This window comes from Cellulomonas hominis, assembly GCF_014201095.1.
Taxonomy (GTDB): domain Bacteria; phylum Actinomycetota; class Actinomycetes; order Actinomycetales; family Cellulomonadaceae; genus Cellulomonas; species Cellulomonas hominis.
In genome coordinates this window covers 34376-55241 of the sequence record NZ_JACHDN010000001.1, presented here as the reverse complement: position 1 = coordinate 55241, position 20866 = coordinate 34376, and the positions used below count along the sequence as shown (strand labels likewise).

The following is a 20866-nucleotide window of genomic DNA, read 5'->3' as shown; positions in this document are numbered from 1 at the left end:
CCGCTCAGGCGGTGACGCGCAGCACCGGCGGCGTCCACGCGCCCGGGTCGGGGGCGTAGAGGCGCAGGGCGAGGCTGAGGTCGCCGGGCGGGGAGGGCAGCCAGGCGACGCGCGGGTCGGCGGGGCGGTCGCGCTGCACGGCGACGGCGACGGACCCGTCGGCCGCGGGCGCGGCCGCCAGGGCGTCGCCGCGCACCGGGTCCCCCGCGAGGCCGCCGGTCGGCTCGGAGTACGCGGCCAGCGACCAGGACAGGCGGGCCGGCGGCGCGCCGGCGGGCAGCACCAGGCGGTAGCGGTGGTGGCCGCGCAGCGGCTCGCCGTGCAGGCTGCGCCACCGCAGGACCCGCACCTCCTCGGGCTCGGCGGGGTGCGCCTCGACGGCGGCGGCGAGCGCACGCCGCAGCGGCTCGGGGAGGTCCGCGGGCTCCCCGGCGCGCCCGGTGGCGTCCCGGATCTGGGCCGCGCCGAGCGCGGCCCCGCGGGCGACGAGCCGGCGGGTCCGGGCGTCCAGCGGCGCGGGCAGGAGACCGAGCGCGGTGCACCGGTCGAGCAGCGCGCCGTCCTCGGTGGACTCGGGGCGGTAGGCGCGGGCGAGCAGCGCGAGGTAGTCGACGAACCCGCCGCCCCGGGCGTGCTCCTCGTCCCAGGGCAGCCAGTGCGCGGGCGGGGCCGGCGGGGGCGGTGGCCGCCCGCCGAGGCTGTGCAGCGGCCGCACCCAGAAACCGTCCTGCACGGCGTGCGCGGCCTCGACGTCGCCGTCGGGCGGCACCCGGACGCGGCCGACCACCCGGACGGCGCCGGTGGCGGCGGTCAGCACACCGTCGAGGTCCGGGGGCAGCCGGCCCGTCCAGCCGGGCGCCGTGACCGCCCAGGCGGCGGCGTCCGTGCCGGTGGCCGCGCTGCCGAGGTGCGCCACGGTCCGGGCGAACAGGTCGACGACCTGCAGCCCGGCGTACCTCCCGGGCGGCAGGTCGCCGTGCCCGAGCAGCACGGGCTCGGCGCGCAGGTCCAGCCACGCGCTCGACGTCAGCACGGTGGGGTCGGCCCAGCGCGAGCCGTCCCCGGGGCGCGGCGGCCGGCGCTCGTGCCGGAACGCCGGGTCCCCGGGCAGCGCCGCTCCCGGGGCCGCCCACCACAGCTCCCGGCAGCCCGCCAGAACGGGCTGGGCCCAGACGTACGCCTCGGCGGCGGCCCGCACGACCTCGGCGTCGAACGGCCCCGGGTCGGGGCCGGGCCACGCCTGGGACATGGTCGTCCTCCTGTGCTCACCCGGGTCTGCGCGGCACCAGCGAACCGGAGGCCCGCCGGGGGCGCCTCATCCGCCGTGCATGATCGACCCGCCCGGCCCCCGATCACCCGCCGCGGGCGAGGCCGCGTCACGGATCGCATGACCACGATGACCTGGATGTGTCAGGCTGCCTCCGGCGGCCCGTGGCGATACGGGTCCGGACGGCAGGTACGCGCACGGGGGAGCGTGGCCATGGCGGATGCGGGGCTCTCCCGGCGGACACCGGCGGGGAAGACGAGCGTGCCGCGCCCGCCGCGCGGCGCGGTGGCGCGGCCCCGGTGCCGCGAGGCGCTCGACCGGTGCGTCGCGGGGCACCGGCTCGTCGTGGTCAGCGCGCCCGCCGGGTACGGCAAGACGACGCTCGTGGCCGACTGGGCCGCGTCCGTGGAGCATCCCGTGGCGTGGGTGTCGCTCGACCCGCTCGACGACGACCCCGGCCGGCTCACCCGGGTGGTCGCGGACGCGGTGTCGGCGATGTGCCCGGCCGCGGCGGAGATCCTCGAGGCGCTGGACGACCGCGGCACGCGCAGCGTGGCCCACCGCGTCGACGCCCTGGTCGGCGCGCTCGAGCGGCTGCCCGAGGGGCCCGTGGTGGTCCTGGACGACGTGCACCTGATCTCCGCAAGGACGGCGCGGCACGTGCTCGGCCCGCTGCTGCGGTACCCGGGCCCGCGGTACGTGCTGGTGGGCCGGTACGACGCCGCGCTGCCCGTGAACCGCATGCGGCTCTCCGGGGACGTCGCGGAGGTCCGCGAGCGCACCCTGGCGTTCACGGAGCCGGAGGTGGCCGAGGTCGCCCGAGCGCTCGGCGGTCCGGTCGACGGTGACGCCGTCCGGGTGCTGCACGAGGTCACCGGGGGGTGGCCGGTCGCGGTGCGCCTCGCCCTGGCGGCGGGTGACGCGGACGCCGCCCGCCCGCTGCCGGGCCTGCACGACCGCGACGTGCCGATCACCGGCTACCTCGTCGAGGAGGTCATCGGCCGGCTGCCCGACGAGCTCGCGGACTTCGTGCTGCGCGCCGCGGTGGCGCGGACGATCGACCCCGTGCTCGCGGAGGCCCTGGTGCCCGGCGGTGCGCGGCTGCTCGACGCGTGCGTCGCGCGCGGCCTGTTCCTCACGGAGGTGCCGGGCGGCGACCCGGCCTACCGCTGGCACGAGCTCGTCGCCGCGCACGCCGCCGCGCTCCTGGCCCGCCGCGACCCCCAGGCCGCCCGGGTGGCGCACCGGGTCGTGGCGGCGCACCTCGGGCCGGCGGACCCCGCGGCCGCGATCCGGCACGCCCTCGACGGGCGGGCGCCGGAGCTCGCCGCGACCATCCTGGGAGAGCGCTGGCCGGAGCTGGTGGTCCGCGGCGACGTCGGCCTGGTGCAGGTGCTGCGCGCCGCGCTGCCCGCCCCCTACCGGCACGAGCCGGACGTGCTCCTGGCGTTGTCCGCCGCTCAGGCGTTCGAGCCGGGCGGGCCCGACGAGGACGCCCCGGGTCGCCCCGCGGTCGTGGGCGCGCTCGTCCGCACCTTCCTCGCGGCCGACCGGCCGCCCCTGGGGGAGTCGGTGCGGCGGGGGCGGGAGCTGCTGGACGCGACCGGGCTCGACGACGCCACCCGGGCGCTCGGGCTGTACCTGGTGGGCCGCGCGGAGATGCAGCAGAACGGGCTCGGTCCCGACGCCGAGGCGCACCTGGCGCAGGGGGCGGCGCTCGCGGCCGAGCGGGGCTGGGTCGCCCTCGAGCTGGGCTGCCGGTCGGAGGAGACGCTCGGGTACGCGCACCGCGGCGAGGTGGTGGAGGCCCGCGAGCGGGCCCGGGCGGTGCTGGCCGACGCGGCGGCGCACGGCTGGGAGGGCACCGGCGTCGTCGCGTCCTCCCACCTCGCCTGCGGTCTCGCGGCCTACTGGCGCGACGAGCTGGACGCTGCGTGCCACCACCTCGTCCAGGCCGTCGAGAGCGCGGGCCGGACCCGCCGGGAGGTCGCGGTGCACGCGGCGGGGATCCTCGCGATCACCTGCCTCGCCCAGGGCGACCTCGCCGGGCTCGGCCGCGCGCGCGGGATCACCGACGCGGCCTGGCCCACGGGACGGGCCCCGGAGCACCTGCGGACGTTCCGCCGGTTCCTCACCGCCCTGCAGCTCGACGCGGAGCAGCGGCCGGCCGAGGCCCTGGCGCTCGCCGAGGAGGCCGCCGCCGACGACGTCCTGGCGTTCGGGGACCCGATGGCGCTCGGCTGGCAGAGCGACCTGCGCCACCGGCTCGGCGACGACCCCGGCGCCTGGGCGGCCCTGCACGCGGCGGAGCGCGCCGGTGCCGTCCCCGGCGGGCGGACCCCGGTCCAGGTGCGGGTCGCGAACGCCGCGGGCGCCGCCGTGCTGCACGCGGCGGACGACCCCGCGGCGGCGCACGGGGCGCTCGAGACCGCGCTGGACGCCGCCGCCGAGCAGGGCGTGGTGCGCCCGCTGCGGGATCGGGCCGCCGAGCTGCACCCGCTGCTGTCGGAGCACCTCGAGTGGGGGAGCGCGCACGAGGCGCTCGTCGCGCGACTGCTGGTCGCGGAGGAGGTGGCCCCCGCGCCGCGCGCGTCGGCCTGGGACCTCACCCCGCGGGAGCGGGACGTCCTGGCCTGCCTTCGGTCGTCGCTGACGTCGGACGAGATCGCCGCGTCGCTGTTCCTGTCCATCAACACCGTGAAGACCCACATGCGGGCGATCTACCGCAAGCTCGGGGTGGACGGGCGCCGCGCGGCGGTTCGGGTGGCGGTCCAGCGCGGTCTGCTGTGACTGCGCCGGACCGCCACCCGCGGCGGGTGAGGTCAGCCGCCGAACGTCTCGTGCAGCTCGGACTTCTCCGCCGGGGTGAGGTTGGTCGCGATGAGCGTCCACTTCAGCCCGTGGAACCGCTCGCCCAGGCGGTCCATGTCGGCCTCGTCGGTCACGGCGAACAGCGCGGAGGTGCCCGGGACGACCTCCTCCTTGATCTTGTCGAACTGGGCCTCGTCGATCCCGACCTTGCCCAGGTGCTTCGCGATCGCCCCCGTGGCCGCACCGGCGGCGGCGCCGAGCAGCGGGATGAAGAACAGCGCCCCGAGCAGCAGGCCCCACAGGGCCCCCCACCCGGTGCCGCGCCGCTCGTCGTCGTGCGCGTGGTGCACGGTCGGCTTCGCGGCGCCCTCCGGCCACGAGACGACCGCGTGGTCGACGATCGTCACCAGGCCGTCGGACTGGGCGCGCTTCAGGATGTCGACGGCGTGGGTCGCGCCCTCGGGGTCGTCGAACTTCCAGACGGTGAACGTGGTCATGGCGGTTCCTCCTCTTCGTGGTCAGCGGGTCGTGCGGTGGCGGTCAGGTGGTGACGGGTCGCAGCTCGTCGCCGTGGACCACGAGCGCCCAGAGGACGGCGAGGCACAGCGCGATCGACGCGAGCGACCACCACGGCGTGGCCGGCAGCGCGGCGAACTGGAGCAGGAGCATCACCGCGGTGAGGACGATCGCCGCCACGCGGGCCCAGCCGGCCGCCGACGTGAGCAGCGAGACCCCGACGACGAACACCAGGGCGGAGACCGCGAGGTGGACCCAGCCCCAGGTCGAGACGTCCACGGTCGTCAACCCGTACCGGGTCCAGCCCACGATCGTGGCGGGGGAGAACACGGCCACGAGGCCGCTGAACATCCCCCAGAGCCCGGTGAGGATCATCAGGAGCGCGCCGAACCAGATCCAGCCGACCCAGCCGCTCTCACGTCCGCGAGCCATCGCGGTCCTCCCGTCGCGCGCGGGCCGCCGGGCTCAGGCCTCCTCGAAGGCCGCGCGCAGCCGCGCCTCCTCCTCGGCGGACAGGTTGGTCTCGATCAGCTCGCCGTGGATGCCCTGCTCCTTGAGCGACGACACCACGCGGTCGCCGACCGCGCCCGACGACATGAGGAACAGCGCCGACGTGCCGGGCGTGACCTTGCTGCGGACCGAGTCGATGAAGTCGTCGTCGATGCCGACGTCCGCGAGCGACCCGCCGAGGGCGCCGGCCGCGGCGCCGACCGCGGCGCCGAGCAGCGGGACGAAGAACAGCAGGCCGAACAGCAGGCCCCAGAACGTCCCGCCGAGCGCACCCGCCGCGGCGAGGTTGTTGGCCTGGCGGGTCTTCGGCTTCTTCTTGCCGGGCTCCCACGACACCGTCGCGGCGTCGTGCACCTGGATGAGCTCCTGCTTCTGGAGGGCGAGCAGCGCGCGCTCCGCCTGCTCGGCGCCCTCAGGGGTCTCGAACTTCCACACGCTGAGAGTGGCCACCGTACGTCCCTTTCCTCGGCCGGACTGTCGCTGACCAGCGTGTCCGCCGAGGGCCGGGCGCGGCCTCACCCGGGCGGGATGAGACGCGGCACGCGGGTACCCGCGGCGGGCGTCGCCCCGAGCGCCGCCGCCCGTGCGCCGGCCGCCCAGCCGGGCGCGCGGTAGCCCGCGGGGGGTGCCAGCGGCCCCGGCTCGAGGCCCGCCGCGGCCAGCAGCCAGGCGACGACGGAGTTCGAGTTCCACATGTCCCGGGCGCCCAGCGCGTCACGGCCCCAGACGTGCCGCGGGACGCCGGGCGCGGCGGCGAGGAGCGCGGCCGCGGTGCCGGCGTCGTCCGCCACCCGCCGCCGGTCGACGGCCCAGGCGAGGTCCGGCACGGTCCCGCGGCGCCAGCAGCGCACCTCGTAGCGGAACCACCGCGACCGCCCGAGCCACCGCGCGCCGACCGGGCCCTCGGCGACGACCCCGCGGTCACCCGGCGGCTGGCCCCAGGCGGGCGTCACCTCGACCGCGGTCGTGGCGGTGCCGTCGTGCACGAGCAGCGCCGCGTGCACGAGCCCGCACGACGCGCGCCGGTCGCGCCGGGCCAGCAGGGCCTCGTAGGCCCGGCCGCTGGCGCGCACGACGGGGGAGCCGCCGGCGCCCAGCGGGATCCAGGCGAGGTCGATGCCGGGTCGTCCGTCCACCCGTCCATCTCCGCACGCGCGCGTACGCAGCGCCACGGACCGAGGGCCCGGGCGGGGCCGTCGCGCCGCGGCGGCGCCCCTGGCTGGACCTGGCTCAGTCCTCCGGGCGGACCGGTTCGACCAGCTCCGGACCGTCGTTCGCGACGTTGCCGACCGCGCGGCCGACCTCCCGCGGGGTCAGGTGCGGCTCGGGGACGTGCACCAGCATCGCGCCCACCTCGTCCGCCGCGGTGATCGACGGGTCCAGCCAGTCGTCCCACAGCGGCCGGGGGAGGAGCACGGGGCAGCGGTCGTGGATGTGCCCGAGGGTGTCGGTCGCGGGGCGGGTGATGATCGTGACCGACCACAGCCAGCGCGCCGGGTCGTCGTCGGCCTTGGAGTGGTCCCGCCACAGCTCGTACAGCCCCGCGGCGGCGAGCGGCTCGGCGCCGTGCAGGAAGTACGGCGTCTTCGGCCCGCGCTCGTGCGCCTGCCACTCGTAGTACCCGTCCATCGGCACCAGCGCGCGCCGCTTCGCCGCTGCCTTCCGGAACGCCGGCTTGTCCAGCACGGTCTCCGAGCGGGCGTTGATCATCCGCGAGCCGATGGAGGCGTCCTTCGCCCACGACGGCACGAGGCCCCAGCGCGCGGACCGGAGCTGGCGCTGCGGGCCGTCGTCCTCGACCCGCTCGAGCACCACCGGGACGTCCTGCGTCGGGGCGACGTTCCACGACGGCGCGTGCGGCTCCCCGAGGATCCGGTCCACGAGCAGGTCGCGCTCGAGCTCGTCGTCGACCCGGGTCTGGGCGTAGCGGCCGCACATGCGGGACAGTCTGCGGCGGTTCGTCCTGAGAGGCCAGAGATGTGCCGCTGGCAGGACCGGCCCGGCGCCGCGGGCAGCCGTAGGCTGCCCCCGTGCGCGCGACCCTCCTCCACGGCCCCCACGACGTCCGCCTTGAGCAGGTCCCGGACCCGGTGATCCAGCGCCCCACCGACGCCCTGGTGCGCGTCGTGGCGTCCTGCGTGTGCGGCTCCGACCTCTGGCCCTACCGCGGCGTGCGGCCCACCGCCGAACCGCGCCGGATCGGGCACGAGTTCGTCGGCGTGGTCGAGGAGGTCGGGGCCGGCGTCCGCACGCTGCGGCCCGGGCAGTTCGTCGTGGCGCCGTTCATGGTGTCCGACGGCACCTGCCCGCACTGCCGCAACGGCGTGCACACCTCCTGCGAGCGGTCCAGCGGCTGGGGCGGCCCGGACGCCGAGGGCCTGTTCACCGACGCCGGCCAGGGCGAGTACGTCCGCGTGCCGCTCGCCGACGGCACCCTCGTCGCGATGCCGGACCACCCGGACGCCGACCTGCTGCCCAGCGTGCTGACCCTCACCGACGTCATGGGCACCGGCCACCACGCCGCGCTGTCCGCGGGCGTCGGCCCGGGCTCGACGGTCGCGGTCGTCGGGGACGGCGCGGTCGGGCTGTGCGCGGTCATCGCCGCCCGCCGGCTCGGGGCCGAGCGCGTGATCGCCATGTCCCGGCACGCCTCCCGCCAGGCGCTCGCGCGCGAGTTCGGCGCCACCGACATCGTGGCCGAGCGCGGGGACGAGGGCGCGGCGGCCGTCCGGGACCTGCTCGGCGGGGTCGGGCCGGACCAGGTGCTGGAGTGCGTCGGGACCAAGGAGTCCATGCAGCAGGCGCTGGACAGCGCGCGGCCCGGCGGCCGGGTCGGCTTCGTCGGCGTCCCCGCGGGCGGGCCCGAGCTGCCGGTGTCGCAGATGTTCGCCACGAACGTCGGCGTCTGCGGCGGCGTCGCCCCGGTGCGCGCGCACCTCGAGGAGCTCGCGGCCGACGTCTGGTCGGGCGCGATCGTGCCCGGCAAGGTGTTCGACCTGGTGCTGCCGCTCGACCAGGTGGCCGAGGCGTACGCCGCGATGGACGAGCGCCGCGCGATCAAGTCGATGCTGCTGCCCTGAGCTAGGTTCGACGGCGTGAGCCACGCCACCCTCGCCGACGTCGTCCGGCTGCTCGACCGTCGGTACCCGCCCGCCACCGCCGAGTCCTGGGACCGGGTGGGCCTGGTCGCCGGCGACCCGGACCAGCCCGTGCGCCGCGTCCTGCTGGCCGTGGACCCGGTCGCGGCCGTCGCCGACGAGGCGATCGCCTGGGGCGCGGACCTCGTCGTCGTGCACCACCCCCTGCTGCTGCGCGGCGTGCACTCCGTCGCGGCCACCACCGCGAAGGGCGCGCTGCTGCACCGCCTGACCCGCGCCGGCGTAGCCCTGTACACCGCGCACACGAACGCCGACGCGGCGGTCGGCGGCGTCGCGGACGAGCTCGCCCGGCTGCTGGGCCTGCGCGACACCCGGCCGCTCGTGCCCGCGCCGGCCGAGGCGCTGGACAAGCACGTCGTCTTCGTCCCCGCCGCCGACGCCGAGCGGCTGGTCGACGCGCTCGCCGCCGCCGGCGCCGGCGCGCTGGGGGAGTACCGCCGCTGCGCGTGGACCGCGACCGGCGAGGGCACGTTCACCCCGACCGAGGACGCGTCGCCGGCGATCGGCCGGGCCGGCGAGGCCGCGCGCGTCGTCGAGGCCCGCGTCGAGATGGTCGCCCCGCGCCGGCTGCGGGCCGCGGTCGTCGCCGCGATGCGCGCCGCGCACCCGTACGAGGAGCCCGCGTTCGACGTCCTCGAGCTCGCGCGCTGGGACGGGCCGACGGGCACCGGCCGCGTCGGGCACCTCGCCGAGCCGCTGACGCTGCACGCGTTCGCGGAGCGGGTCGCGGAGGTGCTGCCGGAGACCGTGCAGGGCATCCGGTACGCCGGGCCGGCCGACGCCACCGTCCGCACGGTCGCGGTCGTCGGCGGCTCGGGCGACTCGCTGTTCGACGCGGTGCGCGCCTGCGCCGCCGACGTCTACCTGACCGCGGACCTGCGGCACCACCCCGCCTCGGAGCTGCGGGAGCAGGCCGAGTTCGCGGCGCGGGGCGCCGCCGCGAGCCCGCCCTACCTGGTCGACGCCGCGCACTTCGCCTCCGAGTGGCCCTGGCTCGCCGGGGCGGAGCGCGACCTGCGTGCCGACCTGGCAGCGCACGGCACTACGGTGGAGACCCGCGTCAGCACCCTGCGCACCGACCCGTGGACCGGCCGCGTCCCGGGGGTCCCCCGCAGCACCGGATCGGAAGGACACCACCCGTGACCAAGGCCTCCCCCCAGGACCAGAAGCGGCTGCTCGACCTGCAGGCGCTCGACACCCGCCTCGACCAGCTCGCCCACAAGCGGTCCGCCCTCGCGGCGCACGCCCGCATCGCCGAGCTCGACGCCCGGATCGCCGACCTCGACACCGCGATCGCCGCGTCCCGGACCGCCGTCGGCGACATCCGGCGCGAGGTCACCAAGGCCGAGGCCGACGTGCAGCAGGTCCGCGACCGCGCCGCGCGCGACCAGGCCCGCCTCGACTCCGGCGCGGGCAGCCCCAAGGACCTGCAGGCCCTCCAGAGCGAGATCGCGTCCCTCGCCCGCCGGCAGGCCGACCTGGAGGACGTCGAGCTCGAGGCCATGGAGCGGCTGGAGGCGCACGAGGCCGCGCTCGGCGAGCTCACCACCGCGCACGCCGCCCTGCTCAACGAGCGCGCCGGCGTCGCGGCCGAGCGCGACGCCGAGGTCGCGGTCATCGACCAGCAGGCCGTCGGCGTCCGGGCCGAGCGCGACGCGACGGCCGCCCCGCTGGAGGAGCGGCTGATCCAGCTCTACGACAAGCTGCGCGCCCGGTTCGGCGGCGTCGCCGTCGCGGCCCTGCGGCACGGCCGGTCCGAGGGCAGCGGCATGCCGGTGCCCGCCACCGAGCTCGCGAAGATCAAGGCCACCCCGGAGGACGAGATCGTGTACTGCGAGGACTCCGGCCGGATCCTCGTCCGCGGCGAGGACGCGTACTGATGGCGAGCACCGCCGCCCCGCTGGAGCCCGAGGCCGGCACCCCGGCGCCGCCCGCGCGCGGACCCCGCCCGTCCGGCGCGGCCGTGCGGTTCGACGACGCGCAGCCCGTCACCGTCATCCTCGTGCGGCACGGCGAGACCGAGATGACCGTGTCCCGCGGCTACTCCGGCTCCTCCGAGCCCGGCCCGTCGCTCACCGAGCGGGGCCGCGCGCAGGCCGCCGCCGCCGGGGAGCTCGTCCGCCGCGTCGGGCACGACCTCTGGGGCGACATCCCGTACCCCACCGAGCTCATCGCCTCCCCGATGGTCCGCACGCAGGAGACCGCCGGCGTCATCGGCGAGCACCTCGGCCTGACCCCGCGGGTCGACGCCGCCTTCCAGGAGGCCGACTTCGGCGCCTGGCAGGGCCTGACCGCCGAGCAGATCGAGGAGCGGTGGCCCGGGCAGCTCGAGCCCTGGCACACCCGCGCCGACGTCCGGCCCGACGGGGGCGAGTCGATCGCCGACGTCGGCGTCCGGATCGGCGCCGGCCTGGACCGGCTGCTCGCCGCGGGCACCGACCGGACTGTCGTCGTCGTGTCGCACGCCGTCGCGATCCGCGCCGCCCTCGGCCGGACCATGGGCGCCCAACCGGGGTCGTGGAGCCAGCTGCGGGTGGCGCCCGCGTCGGTCAGCATCATCCGGCTGTTCGAGGACAAGCGGGACGAGGTCGCCGTCGCCGGGGCGCCGAGCGAGGGGTGGACGGGGCGCTGACCGGGGCCTAGGCCTCGTCCGGGTCGGGCTCGCCGCGCTGCTGCGGCACGCGGGGCAGGTCGGCGTACTGCGCGCGGGCCCGTTCGAGCCCGGGCGGTGCGTCCTGCTCGGTCTCGTCGTCGCACACGCGCGGGCTCCTTCCCCCGGGGACGCGGCGACCGTAGGCACGCTCGGGGGCGTCGCGGGTGAGCGGTGTCACCCGTTCGGAGCAGTCGCCCGGGGAACGCACCCCTCCGCGTGCCGCCGGTCGGGTGACGCGTCAGGCGACGACGAGGGACAGGGTCGCGCCCCGGCCGGCGGGCGTCTCGAGCTCCACCGCGAGCAGCTCGGAGCCGACCAGCTCGCGCGCGGCCGCGGCCAGCTCGCCGGGCGTGCGCGGCTCCCGGCCGCGCCGGGTCACCAGGTGACGCGTCAGCACCCCGCGGGTGTGCTTCGCGTGGTGCGAGACCACCGACCGGCGGCCCGCGACCTCGCGGAGCACGCGCACCTGCACCCACGAGGCGAGGGCGGCGCGGGGCGGGCGCCACGCCGCCAGGTACGTCGCCGACCGGCAGTCCACGACCAGGTCGCCCGCCAGCGCCCGTGGGTCCAGCTCCGCGCGCAGCGGCTCGCGCCACGCGGCGGCCAGCGGCCCGACCCCGGGCAGGTCCACGCCCATCGACAGCCGGTAGGCGGGGATCGGGTCCTCCGGCCCCACCAGCCCCCACAGCCCGGAGACCACCCGCACGGCCGCCGCCGCCCGCCGCCGCGCGGCCGGGGTCAGGCGGTCCAGGCCCGCCGCCGCGTACAGCACGCCCGTGTAGACGTGCCCCGCGGGGGCCGTCGGTGCCGCGCGCAGCCCGGTGTTCCGGGCCACCTCGTCGGCGACGCCGGCGCCGACGCCCAGCACCTCCAGCGCGTCCGGCCGGGCGCTCGCCGCGACCAGCGCGTCCAGCACCGCCTCCCGGGTGCCGGTCAGGCCCGCGGCGGACAGCGCGGACAGGTCCAGGGCTGCGCCGCGGACGGGCGCGGTCTTGCCCTCGGAGGGCGGCAGGAGGATGAGCACGTCCTGCACTGTAGGCGGCGCGGCGGGGGTTCCCGGGCGCGGTAGGCTGTGCGCGCGGATGAGCTGGCCAGGCGGCCGCGTCGAGCCCTCGGGCTCGCCGAGGAACGTCCGGGCTCCACAGGGCAGGGTGGTGGGTAACACCCACCCGGGGTGACCCGCGGGACAGTGCCACAGAGAACAGACCGCCGTCGCACGGCCTTCGGGACGGGCGGCGGTAAGGGTGAAACGGTGGTGTAAGAGACCACCAGCGTGCCGGGCGACCGGTGCGGCTCGGTAAACCCCACCCGGAGCAAGGCCAGACAGGGAGCGTTCGAGGGCTGCCCGCCCGAGCTCCCGGGTAGGCCGCTGGAGGCGTGCGGCAACGTACGTCGTAGATGGATGGCCGCCACCCGCGCGGGGGTGACCGCGCGCGGGGACAGAACCCGGCGTACAAGCCAGCTCATCCGCACTCGCCGGCCGTCGACCGGCGGGGACGCTGCTCGGTGCGGCGGTCGGTCCCCGATCCTGGGGCCGGCCGGACCCTCGGGCGGGGTCGACGAACGCAGGCGTTCTGCTGCTCGGCGCTGAGCCCGCCCTCGGTCAGCCGCCGTTCAGCTTCGCGAGCTCGACCGCCACGGTGGGCGCCAGCGCGGCCGGGATGGCCGCGGCGACGAGCTTCGCGAGCTCGGCCTCGTCCACCTGCACGACCGGCGGCTGCCCGTCGAACAGGCGCTCCAGGGCCGCTGCCTCGGGGCCCTGCGGGGGCTGCCAGCCGAGCAGGACGCCGAGCATCCGGCGGGCCTCGGCGGGGCTGGTGCGCAGGTCGAGCAGGGCGGTGCCCTCGGGGCCCTGCGCGGGCTGCCAGCCCATGAGCACCCCGAGCATCCGCCGCGCCTCTGCGGCGTCCACGACGGCCTGGTCGAGCTTCGCCTCCTGGTCGGGGGTCATGTCATCCTCCTCGAGAGCGATCGGTGCGACGCCGATGTCGAACGACCCGTTCGCCACGAGGCTCGCCGTCCGGACGTCCACCCAGTGCCAGGGCTCGTCGATGCGCCGGCCCTCGGTGTTCGTCCATCCGTACCGGGCGGCGACGGCGGCGAACTGCTCGTAGTGGTCGCTGGTGAACCCGCCGAGGTCCGTGACGTCGACCGCGCAGGCCCAGCCGTGGTTGGAGCGGCCCGGGACCGCGGCGGTCGCGTTGCCGGGCAGCAGCCAGTACGTGACGCCGTCCCAGACCTTCGTCGGGCGGCCGGGTCTGGGGGTGCGGGTGTACCGCGCGGTGAAGGTCGAGAGCTGCGTCCGGTACGGGCGGTACGAGTCGTGCGGTCCGGTCGGCTCGGGCGTCCACCCGTGCGCGGCCTGCACGTCGGCGCAGATCTGCCGCCACACCACGGCCACCGGGGCGAGCAGCCGTCCGCCGCCCGGGATGGGGGTGAGTGCGTCGTCGGGAGCGTGCCCGTTCGGGAAGGTCGTCATCGGAGGGTCCTGCCGCTCGGGAGTGCTGCGGAACCTGCGTCGAGCCTGGGTCCCGATGCTAGCGACCTGGGTCGCGGGGCCCGGGGGCGCCCCGCGCCGCCCGCTCGTACCCTGGTGCTGTCCGACCGGCGAAGGAGCCCGCCATGTCCGAGGCACGCTTCAGGATGACCCGGGTCGCCGTCGACGAGGCGGCGGACAGCCGCAGCGTCGCCGAGCTGGCCGAGCGGCTGACCCACGACCCGAGCGCCCGCTACGAGGGCGCGGTGCCCGGCGAGGTCGGCGCGGTGGCCCACGGGGTGCTCACGTGGGGGGTCCGCCCCGGGGCGCCGCGCGAGCACCACGCCGCGGTCACGGTCGAGCGGCTCGCGTGACGCCACCGGGGACCCCGGCCGGTCCGTGACCGCCGGGTGTACCGTCACGGCCCTACCGCCGGTCCCGGGTCCGTCGGGCCGGCCGTCGCCTCGCAGAGGCCACCCGGGGTCCGGGCCGTCCCCGTGCGCCGCGCTCCGGCGTGCGCGGCCAGGGCCGCGACAGGTCCGCGGCCGACCGCGTCCCGTGGCCGGCCGCCGTCCCAGGGGGAGGCAGAACATGTCCGAGGTCTTCGCGCCGCTTCCCGACGGCGCGCCCGCCGCGCCGCCGGCCGCCCCACCCACCGCTCCCGCACCCGCGCCGGCCCCGGCCGTCCCGCCCGGGGCGCTACCCGTCCTGGTCGCCACCAGCGCCGCGCAGGCCGCGGCGGCGGCGCCGGTGGCGGCCCCGGCCCCGGTCCCGGCCCAGCCGACGTACCTGCTCATGGTCGACCCGGCCGCGCCCCGTGGCCCGGCCCCCGACGCCGCGGCGACCGCCGCGACCGCCGCGGCCGCCGCACCGGCCCCGGCCGTCCCCGGCGCGCCGACGCCCGTCCCGCCCCGCGAGGCGTACGTCCCCCCGCGGGTGCGCACGGTGGCGTACTTCGCCCTGCTCATCGTGTCCTGGGTGGTGCTGCTGGTCAGCGGTCTCGCCCCGATCTGGCTGGCGTCGGCCCAGGTCCAGCCGGTGATCGCGACGTGCGGTGTGGTGTCGTCGCTGCTCGGCGCGATCGCCGGCGGCCTGGGGGTGGCCTACCGGCCGACGGCGGTGCGCCCGGGGTAGCGGGGTCAGCCGCCCGCGGGCGCCGCGTACTCCGCGTCCGTGACGGCCTCGCCCCAGGTGGTCTCGGAGCCGTCCCGCGCCTCGGTGGTCTCCCACATCGCGAGGTGCTCCGTGAACGCGTCCGGGCCGGCGCCGTGCCAGTGCCACTCGCCGGGCGGGCACCACACGGACTCGCCGGGCCGGGCCTCCAGCACGCGCCCGTCCCGGGTGCCGACGCGCGCGGTGCCCTGGGTGACGTGCAGGGTCTGGCCGGCGGCGTGCACGTGCCAGTGGGTGCGGGCGCCGGGGGCGAACCGGACGGTGTTCACGCGCAGCCGCGCCGGCGCGGGCGGGGTGGCGACGACGTCGAACCAGACGTCGCCGGTGAACCAGTCGGCGGGGGCGTGCACGGTCGGGGGCGGGGTCAGGTGTTCCACGAGCGGTCCTTTCGCAGGGCGGCCGGTCAGAGACCGACCATCGCCATGCCGGCGGGGTTGTAGCGGTCGCCGCGCACGCCGACGGTGCGGGCCAGGGCGTCGAGCCCGGCGACGTCGTCGGCGGACAGCGCGAGCGCGGCGGCGCCGGCGTTCTCCTCGACGCGCTCGATCCGGCGGGTGCCGGGGATGGGCACGATCCACGGCTGCTGGGCGAGCAGCCACGCGAGTGCGACCTGCCCGGGCGTCGCCGACCGGGCCGCGGCGAGACTGCGGACCCGCTCGACCAGTGCGGCGTTGGCGGCCCGGTTCTCGGCGGTGAACCGGGGGATCGTGCCCCGGATGTCGCCGTCGGCGAAGGCGGTGCCCGCGTCGACGGTCCCGGTCAGGAAGCCCTTGCCCAGAGGGCTGAACGGCACGAACCCGATGCCGAGCTCGGCGCAGGCCGGCAGCACCTCGGGCTCGGGGTCCCGGGTCCACAGGGAGTACTCGGACTGCACGGCCGTCACGGGGTGCACGGCGTGCGCGCGGCGGATGGTCGCGGCGCCTGCCTCGGAGAGCCCGAAGTGCCGGACCTTGCCCGCGGCGACGAGCTCGCCGACGGTGCCGGCGACGTCCTCGACGGGCACCTGCGGATCGACGCGGTGCTGGTAGAACAGGTCGATCGTCTCGACGCCGAGCCGGCGCAGGGACGCGTCGGCGACCCGGCGGATCTGCTCGGGACGGCTGTCGGTGCCGCGCATCCGGCCGTCGGCGATGTCCCAGCCGAACTTCGTGGCGATCACCACCTCGTCGCGCAGCGGTGCGAGGGCCTCGCCGACCAGCTCCTCGTTGACGTACGGGCCGTAGACCTCGGCGGTGTCGACGAAGGTGACGCCGCGCTCGACGGCGCCGCGCAGGACGGCGATCATCGCGTCCCGGTCGCCGGGGTTGGGTCCGTAGCCCTGGCTCATGCCCATGGCGCCGAGCCCGACGGCCGACACCTCCAGGCCCTGTCCGAGTCGTCGTGTGTGCATGGGTCCCAGCCAACCCCCGCGCCTCCCGGGGCGGGAGTGCGGGGCGTTCCGGGTACTGCGAGTACCTGTCTGCGGTGCGCGGGCCGACCTACCGTGGGGGGATGGACAACCGCGAGGAGGTCCGGGACTTCCTGCGCTCGCGCCGGTCCCGGATCACGCCCCAGGAGGCCGGGCTGCCGGCGTACGGCGGCCACCGGCGGGTCCCGGGGCTGCGCCGCGAGGAGGTCGCGATGCTGGCCGGCGTCTCGGTCGACTACTACGTGCGGCTGGAGCGCGGGAACCTCGGCGGGGCGTCCGACAGCGTGCTCGAGTCGATCGCGACCGTGCTGCGGCTGGACGAGGCCGAGCGCCGGCACCTGCGCGACCTGGCCCGCGCCGCCGGACCGGGGACGGCCCGCGCGCGCCGCCGCCCGCGGGCGCGGACGGTGACGCCGAGCATCCAGGCGCTGCTGGACGCGATGACCGGAGCGCCCGCCGTGGTGCGCGACGACCGGCTCGACATCCTCGCGTCGAACGCGCTGGGCCGGGCGCTGTACGCCCCGCTGTACGACGGCCCGGGGCCCCGCCCGAACCACGCGCGGTTCGCGTTCCTCGACCCGCGGGCGCGGGAGTTCTGGGTGGACTGGGTCCGGGCGGCCGACGACACGGTCGGCATCCTGCGGTCGGCCGCGGGCCGCGACCCGTCGGACCGGGAGCTGACGGCGCTGGTGGGGGAGCTGTCCACCCGGAGCGAGGACTTCCGCACCCGGTGGGCGGCGCACCACGTGCACCTGCACACCGGCGGGACGAAGCGCATCCAGCACCCGGTCGTCGGGCGGCTCGAGCTCATGTACGACTCGATGACGGTCGCCGCGGCGCCGGGGCTCACGCTGCTCGTCTACACCGCCGCTCCGGGCTCGGGGACGGCGGACGCGCTCCGGCTGCTGGCCAGCTGGGCGGCGACCGACGCGCCCTCGCCCGCGTAGGGCGGCGGGGTCAGGGCCCCCGGCGGCGGACGTCGGCGGCGGGCAGCCAGACCGCGCCGGTCATCACCCGCAGGTCGACGATCCGCACCCGGACGAGCGTCGCGGTCCACTCGACGGCGACGGTGTCCAGGCGCTCGGTCCCGGTCGCCCAGCGCAGCGTCACGGTGACGGGGACGGGCCGGTCCACGTCGTGGTGCTCGCCGGGCGGCACCTCGTGGGCGTTCAGCAGCGGCACCGCGGCGCGCAGGCGGGACAGGCCGCCCGGGACGGTCTGGGCGAGGTTCACGGCGGCAGTGTGCGCCCCGCCCCCGACACCCGCGCGTCACCCCTGGTCACCCTCGCGCGACCCGTTCGGCCGACCCGCCAGGGACCAACGTCCCGGCTCGCGGCCGCCCCGGGCCGGACCCTGGGACCGCGGGTCGAGCGGACGGCCCGGCCGGGGGACGCACACGGGAGCACGGCATGGTTCGGCGCAGGCTGCCGCGGATCGCGGCGCTCAGCGGTCCGGAGGCCGCCCGCGCGCGCCACCTGGTCCTGCACTCGCCGGTCTGCGCCGGCACCGAGGCCGTCACCTGGACCCTCACCCTGCTCGCGGACGACGACGTCCCCCTCGCCGAGAGCCGGACCACCGCGCCGGACTTCCCGCTGCCCATCGCGGACATCGCGCAGGTGCACCTCGACGTCGTCGGGCTCGAGGCGGCGGGGCGCTGGGTCCCGCAGGAGCCCGAGGGCGACGGCCCGCGGTTCCGGGCGCCGGTCCGGGTCGCGCCGCCGCCCGACTGACCGCGCGCACCGGCCCGGACGCGCCGGTGCCCCGCACCCGGCGGACCGGGGCGGGGCACCTGACGGGCCGGGTCAGTGCTTGAACGCGTCCTTGACCTTCTCGCCCGCGTCCTTGAGGTCGGCCTTGGACTGGTCGGTCCGGCCCTCCGCCTCGAGGCGCTCGTCGTCGCTCGCGCGTCCGGCGGCCTCCTTGGCCTTGCCGGCCGCCTTCTCCGCGGCGTTCGCGATCTTGTCGTCGAGTCCCATGGATCCTCCTTCGACACGGTGACCTGGTTCTTCGACGCTAGGCCACGCCGGTCGGACCCGCATCCGCAGCGGGACGCCGACCTCGCTCAGTCGCCCTTCACCCCGGCGACGGGCGTGCCGGCCCGGGCGGCGAGGGCCGCCGCGCCGACGATCCCCGCCGCGTTCCGGAGCTGGGCCGGGACGATCGGGGCGCGCAGGTGCAGCAGCGGCAGGAACTTCTCGTGGTGCTTCGACACCCCGCCGCCGACGACGATGAGGTCCGGCCAGAACAGGTCCTCGATCACGCCGAAGTACCGCTGGAGCCGCTCGGCCCACTGCTCGAAGTCCAGGTCCTCCCGGTCGCGGGCGGCGTCGGACGCGCGGGTCTCGGCGTCGTGCCCGTCGATCTCCAGGTGCCCGAGCTCGAGGTTCGGCACGAGGACGCCGTCGGCGACGATCGCGGTGCCGATGCCGGTGCCCAGCGTGCAGATGAAGGTCACGCCGGAGGTGGACCGGGCGGCGCCGTACAGCGTCTCGGCGTACCCGGCGGCGTCGGCGTCGTTCACCGCGAGCACCGGACGGCCGAGGGCGTCGCCGAGCACGTGCTCGATGTTGGTGCCGATCCAGGACACGTCGACGTTCGCGGCGGACCGCGCGACGCCGTGCTGCACGACGGCCGGGAAGGTCACGCCGATCGGCGCGTCCCCGGGCAGGTCGAACCGGCGGACCAGCTCCACGACGGTCTCGGCGACGGCGCCGGGCGTGGCGGGCTGCGGGGTGGGGATGCGGACGCGCTCGGCGGCGAACTCGCCGGTCTCCAGGTCGACCGGGGCGCCCTTGATGCCGGAGCCGCCGATGTCGATGCCGAAGGCCGTCCGCGCGGCGGTGGGGGTGTGTGCGCTCATGGCAGTGTGAGGATCTCCGCTCCGGTGTCGGTGACCAGCAGGGTGTGCTCGAACTGGGCGCTGCGGCGCAGGTCGGCGGTGACCACCGTCCACCCGTCGTCCCAGGTCGTCCAGTCGGCGGTGCCGAGGTTGAGCATCGGCTCGATGGTGAACACCATCCCGGGCTCGATGACCCGGTCGTAGTGCGGTGCCGCGTCGTAGTGCGGGATGACGAGCCCCGAGTGGAACGCCTCGCCGACGCCGTGGCCGGTGTAGTCCCGCACGACGCCGTACCCGAACCGGGCCGCGTACTTCTCGATGACCCGGCCGATCACGTTGACCTCGCGTCCCGGGCGCACGGCCTTGATGGCGCGGTGCAGGGCCTCCTGCGTCCGCTCGACCAGCAGCCGGGACTCCTCGTCGACGTCGCCCACCAGGAAGGTCGCGTTGTTGTCGCCGTGCACCCCGCCGGTGAACGCCGTGATGTCGACGTTCACGATGTCGCCGTCCTCGAGGACCGTCGAGTCAGGGATGCCGTGGCAGATCACCTCGTTGACCGAGGTGCACAGCGACTTGGGGAACCCGCGGTAGCCCAGCGTCGAGGGGTACGCGTGGTGGTCGAGGACGAACTCGTGCCCGATCCGGTCGAGCTCGTCGGTCGTCACGCCCGGCGCGACGTGCCGGCCGACCTCCGCGAGGGCCTGCGCCGCGATGCGCGCGGCGACGCGGATCCGCTCGACGACCTCCGGCTCGGGGACGTCGCTGCCCGTGTACGGCGCGGGCCCCGGGCGGTCCACGTACTCGGGTCGGGCGATGGCGGCGGGGACGGGTCGGCGCGGGCCGATCCGTCCGGGCACGAGCGCCGGCCTCGGCGCGTGGACGGACGTCATACCTGGCAGTCTACGAAGTGAGGCCGCCCTCGCAGGCCGGCGGCCCGCACGGACGGGAGGGCGTCGTGGCCGAGGAGTACTACTACAACACGCAGACCGGCGAGGTCGAGCAGGGCCGGCAGTCGACCTGGACGCACGTGATGGGCCCGTACCCGACGCGCGAGGCCGCGCAGCACGCGCTGGAGAAGGCGCGGGCCCGCACGGAGGCGTGGGACGAGCAGGACCGCCGCGAGCGCGACTGACGAGGGCCGGCTGCGGCGCCGCCGTCAGCCCGCGGCGGGCTCGCCGCGCAGCCGCGCGGCCACCTCGGCGACGGCCTCGGCGTCCCCGACGATCTCGAAGTGCATCTCGTCCAGGCGGCCGTCGAAGTCCCCGCCCCAGGCGACGACGGGGGACACCTCGGCCAGGATCGCCCGGATCGCCGCGACCTGGTCGTCGGTGAACGTGCCGCTCGAGCCGAGGGGGTGCTCGGTCGCGTTGAGGTCGATCGACGTGCCCGACGCGTGGTTCGACAGCGCCTCGTCCTCGCCGCGCACCGACCGGTAGGCCCAGCCCCACGAGCTGGCGACGTCGACCGGCTCGACCTCCGCGTCGAAGCGCTGCGCCACGTGGTCCAGCACCGTGCGGACGTCGCCGCCGAGCACCCGGCCGGTGATCCACGGGGACGGCTCGAGGCGCGGGTCCTCGTTGTCGGTGATGGCCGGCCAGCAGTTCTGCGACTGGGTGGCGTCGGGCTCGCACGCCGGGACGACGGCCTCGGCTGCCGGCCCGGCGACCAGGCGGACCACGCCGACGACGACGGCGACCACCAGCGCGGCGGCCACGGCGAGGACCGTCCAGCCGAGCGGGGTCGGGCGCAGCCGGCCGTGCTGCGTCGCCGGGCGGCGGGGCGGGGTGGACCCGGCCGGGCGCGGCCGCGGGGCGGGCGGTGTGCCGGGGGAGCCGGGCGAGCCGGGACCCGTGCGGCGGGGCGCCGCGGGCTCCGGACGGGGCCCGCCGGCCCCGGTCGTGCGCCGCGGGCCGGCCGCGGGCCGCGGTCCGGCGGTCCCCGCGCCGACGGGCGGCGTGCGTCGCGGCGCCGTGGCGGCCGGCGGGCGGGAGCCGGCCGGCGGGTCGGCGGCGGGGTGGCGGCGCATGCCGATGAGGCTAGGGCTCGCGGACGCCC

Annotated in this window: 25 protein-coding genes and 1 other RNA gene; 11 read left to right on the top strand and 15 right to left on the bottom strand. The window is 77.2% G+C overall.

Features of this window, described 5'->3' with window-relative positions:
- Positions 1–4: 4 nt before the first annotated feature.
- A complete protein-coding gene (locus tag HNR08_RS00270; RefSeq protein WP_146840883.1) occupies positions 5–1249 on the bottom strand; it encodes a DUF1254 domain-containing protein in 1245 nt (414 codons plus the stop codon).
- 279 nt (positions 1250–1528) lie between these two features.
- Between HNR08_RS00270 and HNR08_RS22520 the strand changes: the two genes are divergently transcribed.
- Positions 1529–4057, top strand: a complete 2529-nt coding sequence (locus tag HNR08_RS22520) for a winged helix-turn-helix domain-containing protein (protein ID WP_183834699.1) — start codon at positions 1529–1531, stop codon at positions 4055–4057.
- 32 nt (positions 4058–4089) lie between these two features.
- Here the strand turns inward: HNR08_RS22520 and HNR08_RS00260 are convergent, their stop codons facing one another.
- The 5 genes from HNR08_RS00260 to HNR08_RS00240 form a co-directional block, all read right to left on the bottom strand.
- A complete protein-coding gene (locus HNR08_RS00260; RefSeq protein ID WP_146840487.1) occupies positions 4090–4575 on the bottom strand; it encodes a DUF1269 domain-containing protein in 486 nt (161 codons plus the stop codon).
- 43 nt (positions 4576–4618) lie between these two features.
- The gene (locus HNR08_RS00255) at positions 4619–5026 is read right to left on the bottom strand and encodes a DUF7144 family membrane protein (protein ID WP_146840486.1); all 408 of its coding nucleotides are present in this window, start codon (positions 5024–5026) and stop codon (positions 4619–4621) included.
- Between the two features lie 33 nt (positions 5027–5059).
- Complete coding sequence (locus HNR08_RS22145) at positions 5060–5554, bottom strand: DUF1269 domain-containing protein (RefSeq protein WP_146840485.1); 495 nt, start codon at positions 5552–5554, stop codon at positions 5060–5062.
- 65 nt (positions 5555–5619) lie between these two features.
- Positions 5620–6240: a hypothetical protein gene (locus tag HNR08_RS00245; RefSeq protein WP_183834697.1), complete on the bottom strand. Its 621-nt coding sequence runs from the start codon at positions 6238–6240 to the stop codon at positions 5620–5622.
- 94 nt (positions 6241–6334) lie between these two features.
- On the bottom strand, positions 6335–7042 hold the full coding sequence (locus HNR08_RS00240) for an SOS response-associated peptidase (RefSeq protein ID WP_146840484.1): 708 nt from the start codon (positions 7040–7042) through the stop codon (positions 6335–6337).
- Positions 7043–7134: 92 nt separating this feature from the next.
- Between HNR08_RS00240 and HNR08_RS00235 the strand changes: the two genes are divergently transcribed.
- The 4 genes from HNR08_RS00235 to HNR08_RS00220 are packed head-to-tail and all read left to right on the top strand — an operon-like array spanning position 7135 to position 10894.
- Complete coding sequence (locus tag HNR08_RS00235) at positions 7135–8184, top strand: zinc-dependent alcohol dehydrogenase family protein (RefSeq protein ID WP_146840483.1); 1050 nt, start codon at positions 7135–7137, stop codon at positions 8182–8184.
- Between the two features lie 15 nt (positions 8185–8199).
- The gene (locus HNR08_RS00230) at positions 8200–9405 is read left to right on the top strand and encodes a Nif3-like dinuclear metal center hexameric protein (RefSeq protein WP_146840482.1); all 1206 of its coding nucleotides are present in this window, start codon (positions 8200–8202) and stop codon (positions 9403–9405) included.
- Positions 9402–10142: a zinc ribbon domain-containing protein gene (locus HNR08_RS00225; RefSeq protein ID WP_146840481.1), complete on the top strand. Its 741-nt coding sequence runs from the start codon at positions 9402–9404 to the stop codon at positions 10140–10142. Before HNR08_RS00230 ends, HNR08_RS00225 begins: the two co-directional genes overlap by 4 nt.
- Complete coding sequence (locus HNR08_RS00220; protein WP_146840480.1) at positions 10142–10894, top strand: histidine phosphatase family protein; 753 nt, start codon at positions 10142–10144, stop codon at positions 10892–10894. Before HNR08_RS00225 ends, HNR08_RS00220 begins: the two co-directional genes overlap by 1 nt.
- Before the next feature lie 259 nt (positions 10895–11153).
- Here HNR08_RS00220 and HNR08_RS00215 read toward each other — a convergent pair whose 3' ends face one another.
- The gene (locus HNR08_RS00215) at positions 11154–11939 is read right to left on the bottom strand and encodes a YaaA family protein (protein WP_183834695.1); all 786 of its coding nucleotides are present in this window, start codon (positions 11937–11939) and stop codon (positions 11154–11156) included.
- A gap of 59 nt (positions 11940–11998) precedes the next feature.
- On the opposite strand from HNR08_RS00215, the gene rnpB reads away from it, so the two are divergent.
- Positions 11999–12385, top strand: an RNA gene (rnpB, locus tag HNR08_RS00210) — RNase P RNA component class A.
- Between the two features lie 133 nt (positions 12386–12518).
- Here rnpB and HNR08_RS00205 read toward each other — a convergent pair.
- A complete protein-coding gene (locus tag HNR08_RS00205) occupies positions 12519–13394 on the bottom strand; it encodes a M15 family metallopeptidase (RefSeq protein ID WP_146840478.1) in 876 nt (291 codons plus the stop codon).
- Positions 13395–13537: 143 nt separating this feature from the next.
- Here HNR08_RS00205 and HNR08_RS00200 point away from each other — a divergent pair, with 143 nt between their 5' ends.
- Both HNR08_RS00200 and HNR08_RS00195 read left to right on the top strand, forming a co-directional pair.
- Positions 13538–13765, top strand: coding sequence for a hypothetical protein (locus tag HNR08_RS00200; RefSeq protein WP_146840477.1), 228 nt, complete (start codon positions 13538–13540; stop codon positions 13763–13765).
- A gap of 217 nt (positions 13766–13982) precedes the next feature.
- A complete protein-coding gene (locus tag HNR08_RS00195; RefSeq protein WP_146840476.1) occupies positions 13983–14525 on the top strand; it encodes a hypothetical protein in 543 nt (180 codons plus the stop codon).
- Between the two features lie 5 nt (positions 14526–14530).
- Here the strand turns inward: HNR08_RS00195 and HNR08_RS00190 are convergent, their stop codons facing one another.
- Together HNR08_RS00190 and HNR08_RS00185 are read right to left on the bottom strand one after the other, a co-directional pair.
- Positions 14531–14941 (bottom strand): (R)-mandelonitrile lyase, encoded by a 411-nt coding sequence (locus HNR08_RS00190; RefSeq protein WP_146840475.1) that lies wholly within the window; start codon positions 14939–14941, stop codon positions 14531–14533.
- A gap of 26 nt (positions 14942–14967) precedes the next feature.
- Positions 14968–15954 (bottom strand): aldo/keto reductase, encoded by a 987-nt coding sequence (locus HNR08_RS00185; RefSeq protein WP_146840474.1) that lies wholly within the window; start codon positions 15952–15954, stop codon positions 14968–14970.
- Between the two features lie 101 nt (positions 15955–16055).
- On the opposite strand from HNR08_RS00185, the gene HNR08_RS00180 reads away from it, so the two are divergent.
- Positions 16056–16919 carry a helix-turn-helix transcriptional regulator gene (locus HNR08_RS00180; protein ID WP_146840473.1) on the top strand — a complete coding sequence of 288 codons (864 nt, stop codon included), beginning with the start codon at positions 16056–16058 and terminating at the stop codon, positions 16917–16919.
- A gap of 10 nt (positions 16920–16929) precedes the next feature.
- On the opposite strand, the gene HNR08_RS00175 is transcribed toward HNR08_RS00180, so the two are convergent.
- Positions 16930–17205, bottom strand: coding sequence for a hypothetical protein (locus HNR08_RS00175; RefSeq protein ID WP_146840472.1), 276 nt, complete (start codon positions 17203–17205; stop codon positions 16930–16932).
- 176 nt (positions 17206–17381) lie between these two features.
- Between HNR08_RS00175 and HNR08_RS00170 the strand changes: the two genes are divergently transcribed.
- Complete coding sequence (locus HNR08_RS00170; protein ID WP_146840471.1) at positions 17382–17702, top strand: hypothetical protein; 321 nt, start codon at positions 17382–17384, stop codon at positions 17700–17702.
- Between the two features lie 72 nt (positions 17703–17774).
- Here HNR08_RS00170 and HNR08_RS00165 read toward each other — a convergent pair whose 3' ends face one another.
- From HNR08_RS00165 to map, 3 genes are all read right to left on the bottom strand, one after another.
- Positions 17775–17948 (bottom strand): CsbD family protein, encoded by a 174-nt coding sequence (locus HNR08_RS00165; protein WP_146840470.1) that lies wholly within the window; start codon positions 17946–17948, stop codon positions 17775–17777.
- 86 nt (positions 17949–18034) lie between these two features.
- Positions 18035–18832 carry a polyphosphate--glucose phosphotransferase gene (gene ppgK / locus HNR08_RS00160; RefSeq protein ID WP_146840469.1) on the bottom strand — a complete coding sequence of 266 codons (798 nt, stop codon included), beginning with the start codon at positions 18830–18832 and terminating at the stop codon, positions 18035–18037.
- Positions 18829–19701: a type I methionyl aminopeptidase gene (gene map / locus HNR08_RS00155; protein ID WP_183834693.1), complete on the bottom strand. Its 873-nt coding sequence runs from the start codon at positions 19699–19701 to the stop codon at positions 18829–18831. Before map ends, ppgK begins: the two co-directional genes overlap by 4 nt.
- 65 nt (positions 19702–19766) lie before the next feature.
- Between map and HNR08_RS00150 the strand changes: the two genes are divergently transcribed.
- Positions 19767–19943, top strand: coding sequence for an SPOR domain-containing protein (locus HNR08_RS00150; protein WP_146840468.1), 177 nt, complete (start codon positions 19767–19769; stop codon positions 19941–19943).
- A 24-nt stretch (positions 19944–19967) separates the two neighbouring features.
- On the opposite strand, the gene HNR08_RS00145 is transcribed toward HNR08_RS00150, so the two are convergent.
- Positions 19968–20837, bottom strand: a complete 870-nt coding sequence (locus tag HNR08_RS00145; protein WP_183834691.1) for a M15 family metallopeptidase — start codon at positions 20835–20837, stop codon at positions 19968–19970.
- Between the last annotated feature and the right edge of the window lie 29 nt (positions 20838–20866).

Coding starts and splice junctions, on each gene's coding strand:
- HNR08_RS00180 (WP_146840473.1), top strand. CDS start 16,056: ATGGACAACCGCGAGGAGGTCCGGGACTTCCTGCGCTCGCGCCGGTCC.
- map (WP_183834693.1), bottom strand. CDS start 19,701: ATGACGTCCGTCCACGCGCCGAGGCCGGCGCTCGTGCCCGGACGGATC.
- HNR08_RS00260 (WP_146840487.1), bottom strand. CDS start 4,575: ATGACCACGTTCACCGTCTGGAAGTTCGACGACCCCGAGGGCGCGACC.
- HNR08_RS00145 (WP_183834691.1), bottom strand. CDS start 20,837: ATGCGCCGCCACCCCGCCGCCGACCCGCCGGCCGGCTCCCGCCCGCCG.
- HNR08_RS00270 (WP_146840883.1), bottom strand. CDS start 1,249: ATGTCCCAGGCGTGGCCCGGCCCCGACCCGGGGCCGTTCGACGCCGAG.
- HNR08_RS00240 (WP_146840484.1), bottom strand. CDS start 7,042: ATGTGCGGCCGCTACGCCCAGACCCGGGTCGACGACGAGCTCGAGCGC.
- HNR08_RS00220 (WP_146840480.1), top strand. CDS start 10,142: ATGGCGAGCACCGCCGCCCCGCTGGAGCCCGAGGCCGGCACCCCGGCG.
- HNR08_RS00195 (WP_146840476.1), top strand. CDS start 13,983: ATGTCCGAGGTCTTCGCGCCGCTTCCCGACGGCGCGCCCGCCGCGCCG.
- HNR08_RS00205 (WP_146840478.1), bottom strand. CDS start 13,394: ATGACGACCTTCCCGAACGGGCACGCTCCCGACGACGCACTCACCCCC.
- HNR08_RS00200 (WP_146840477.1), top strand. CDS start 13,538: ATGTCCGAGGCACGCTTCAGGATGACCCGGGTCGCCGTCGACGAGGCG.
- ppgK (WP_146840469.1), bottom strand. CDS start 18,832: ATGAGCGCACACACCCCCACCGCCGCGCGGACGGCCTTCGGCATCGAC.
- HNR08_RS00255 (WP_146840486.1), bottom strand. CDS start 5,026: ATGGCTCGCGGACGTGAGAGCGGCTGGGTCGGCTGGATCTGGTTCGGC.
- HNR08_RS00165 (WP_146840470.1), bottom strand. CDS start 17,948: ATGGGACTCGACGACAAGATCGCGAACGCCGCGGAGAAGGCGGCCGGC.
- HNR08_RS00170 (WP_146840471.1), top strand. CDS start 17,382: ATGGTTCGGCGCAGGCTGCCGCGGATCGCGGCGCTCAGCGGTCCGGAG.
- HNR08_RS00185 (WP_146840474.1), bottom strand. CDS start 15,954: ATGCACACACGACGACTCGGACAGGGCCTGGAGGTGTCGGCCGTCGGG.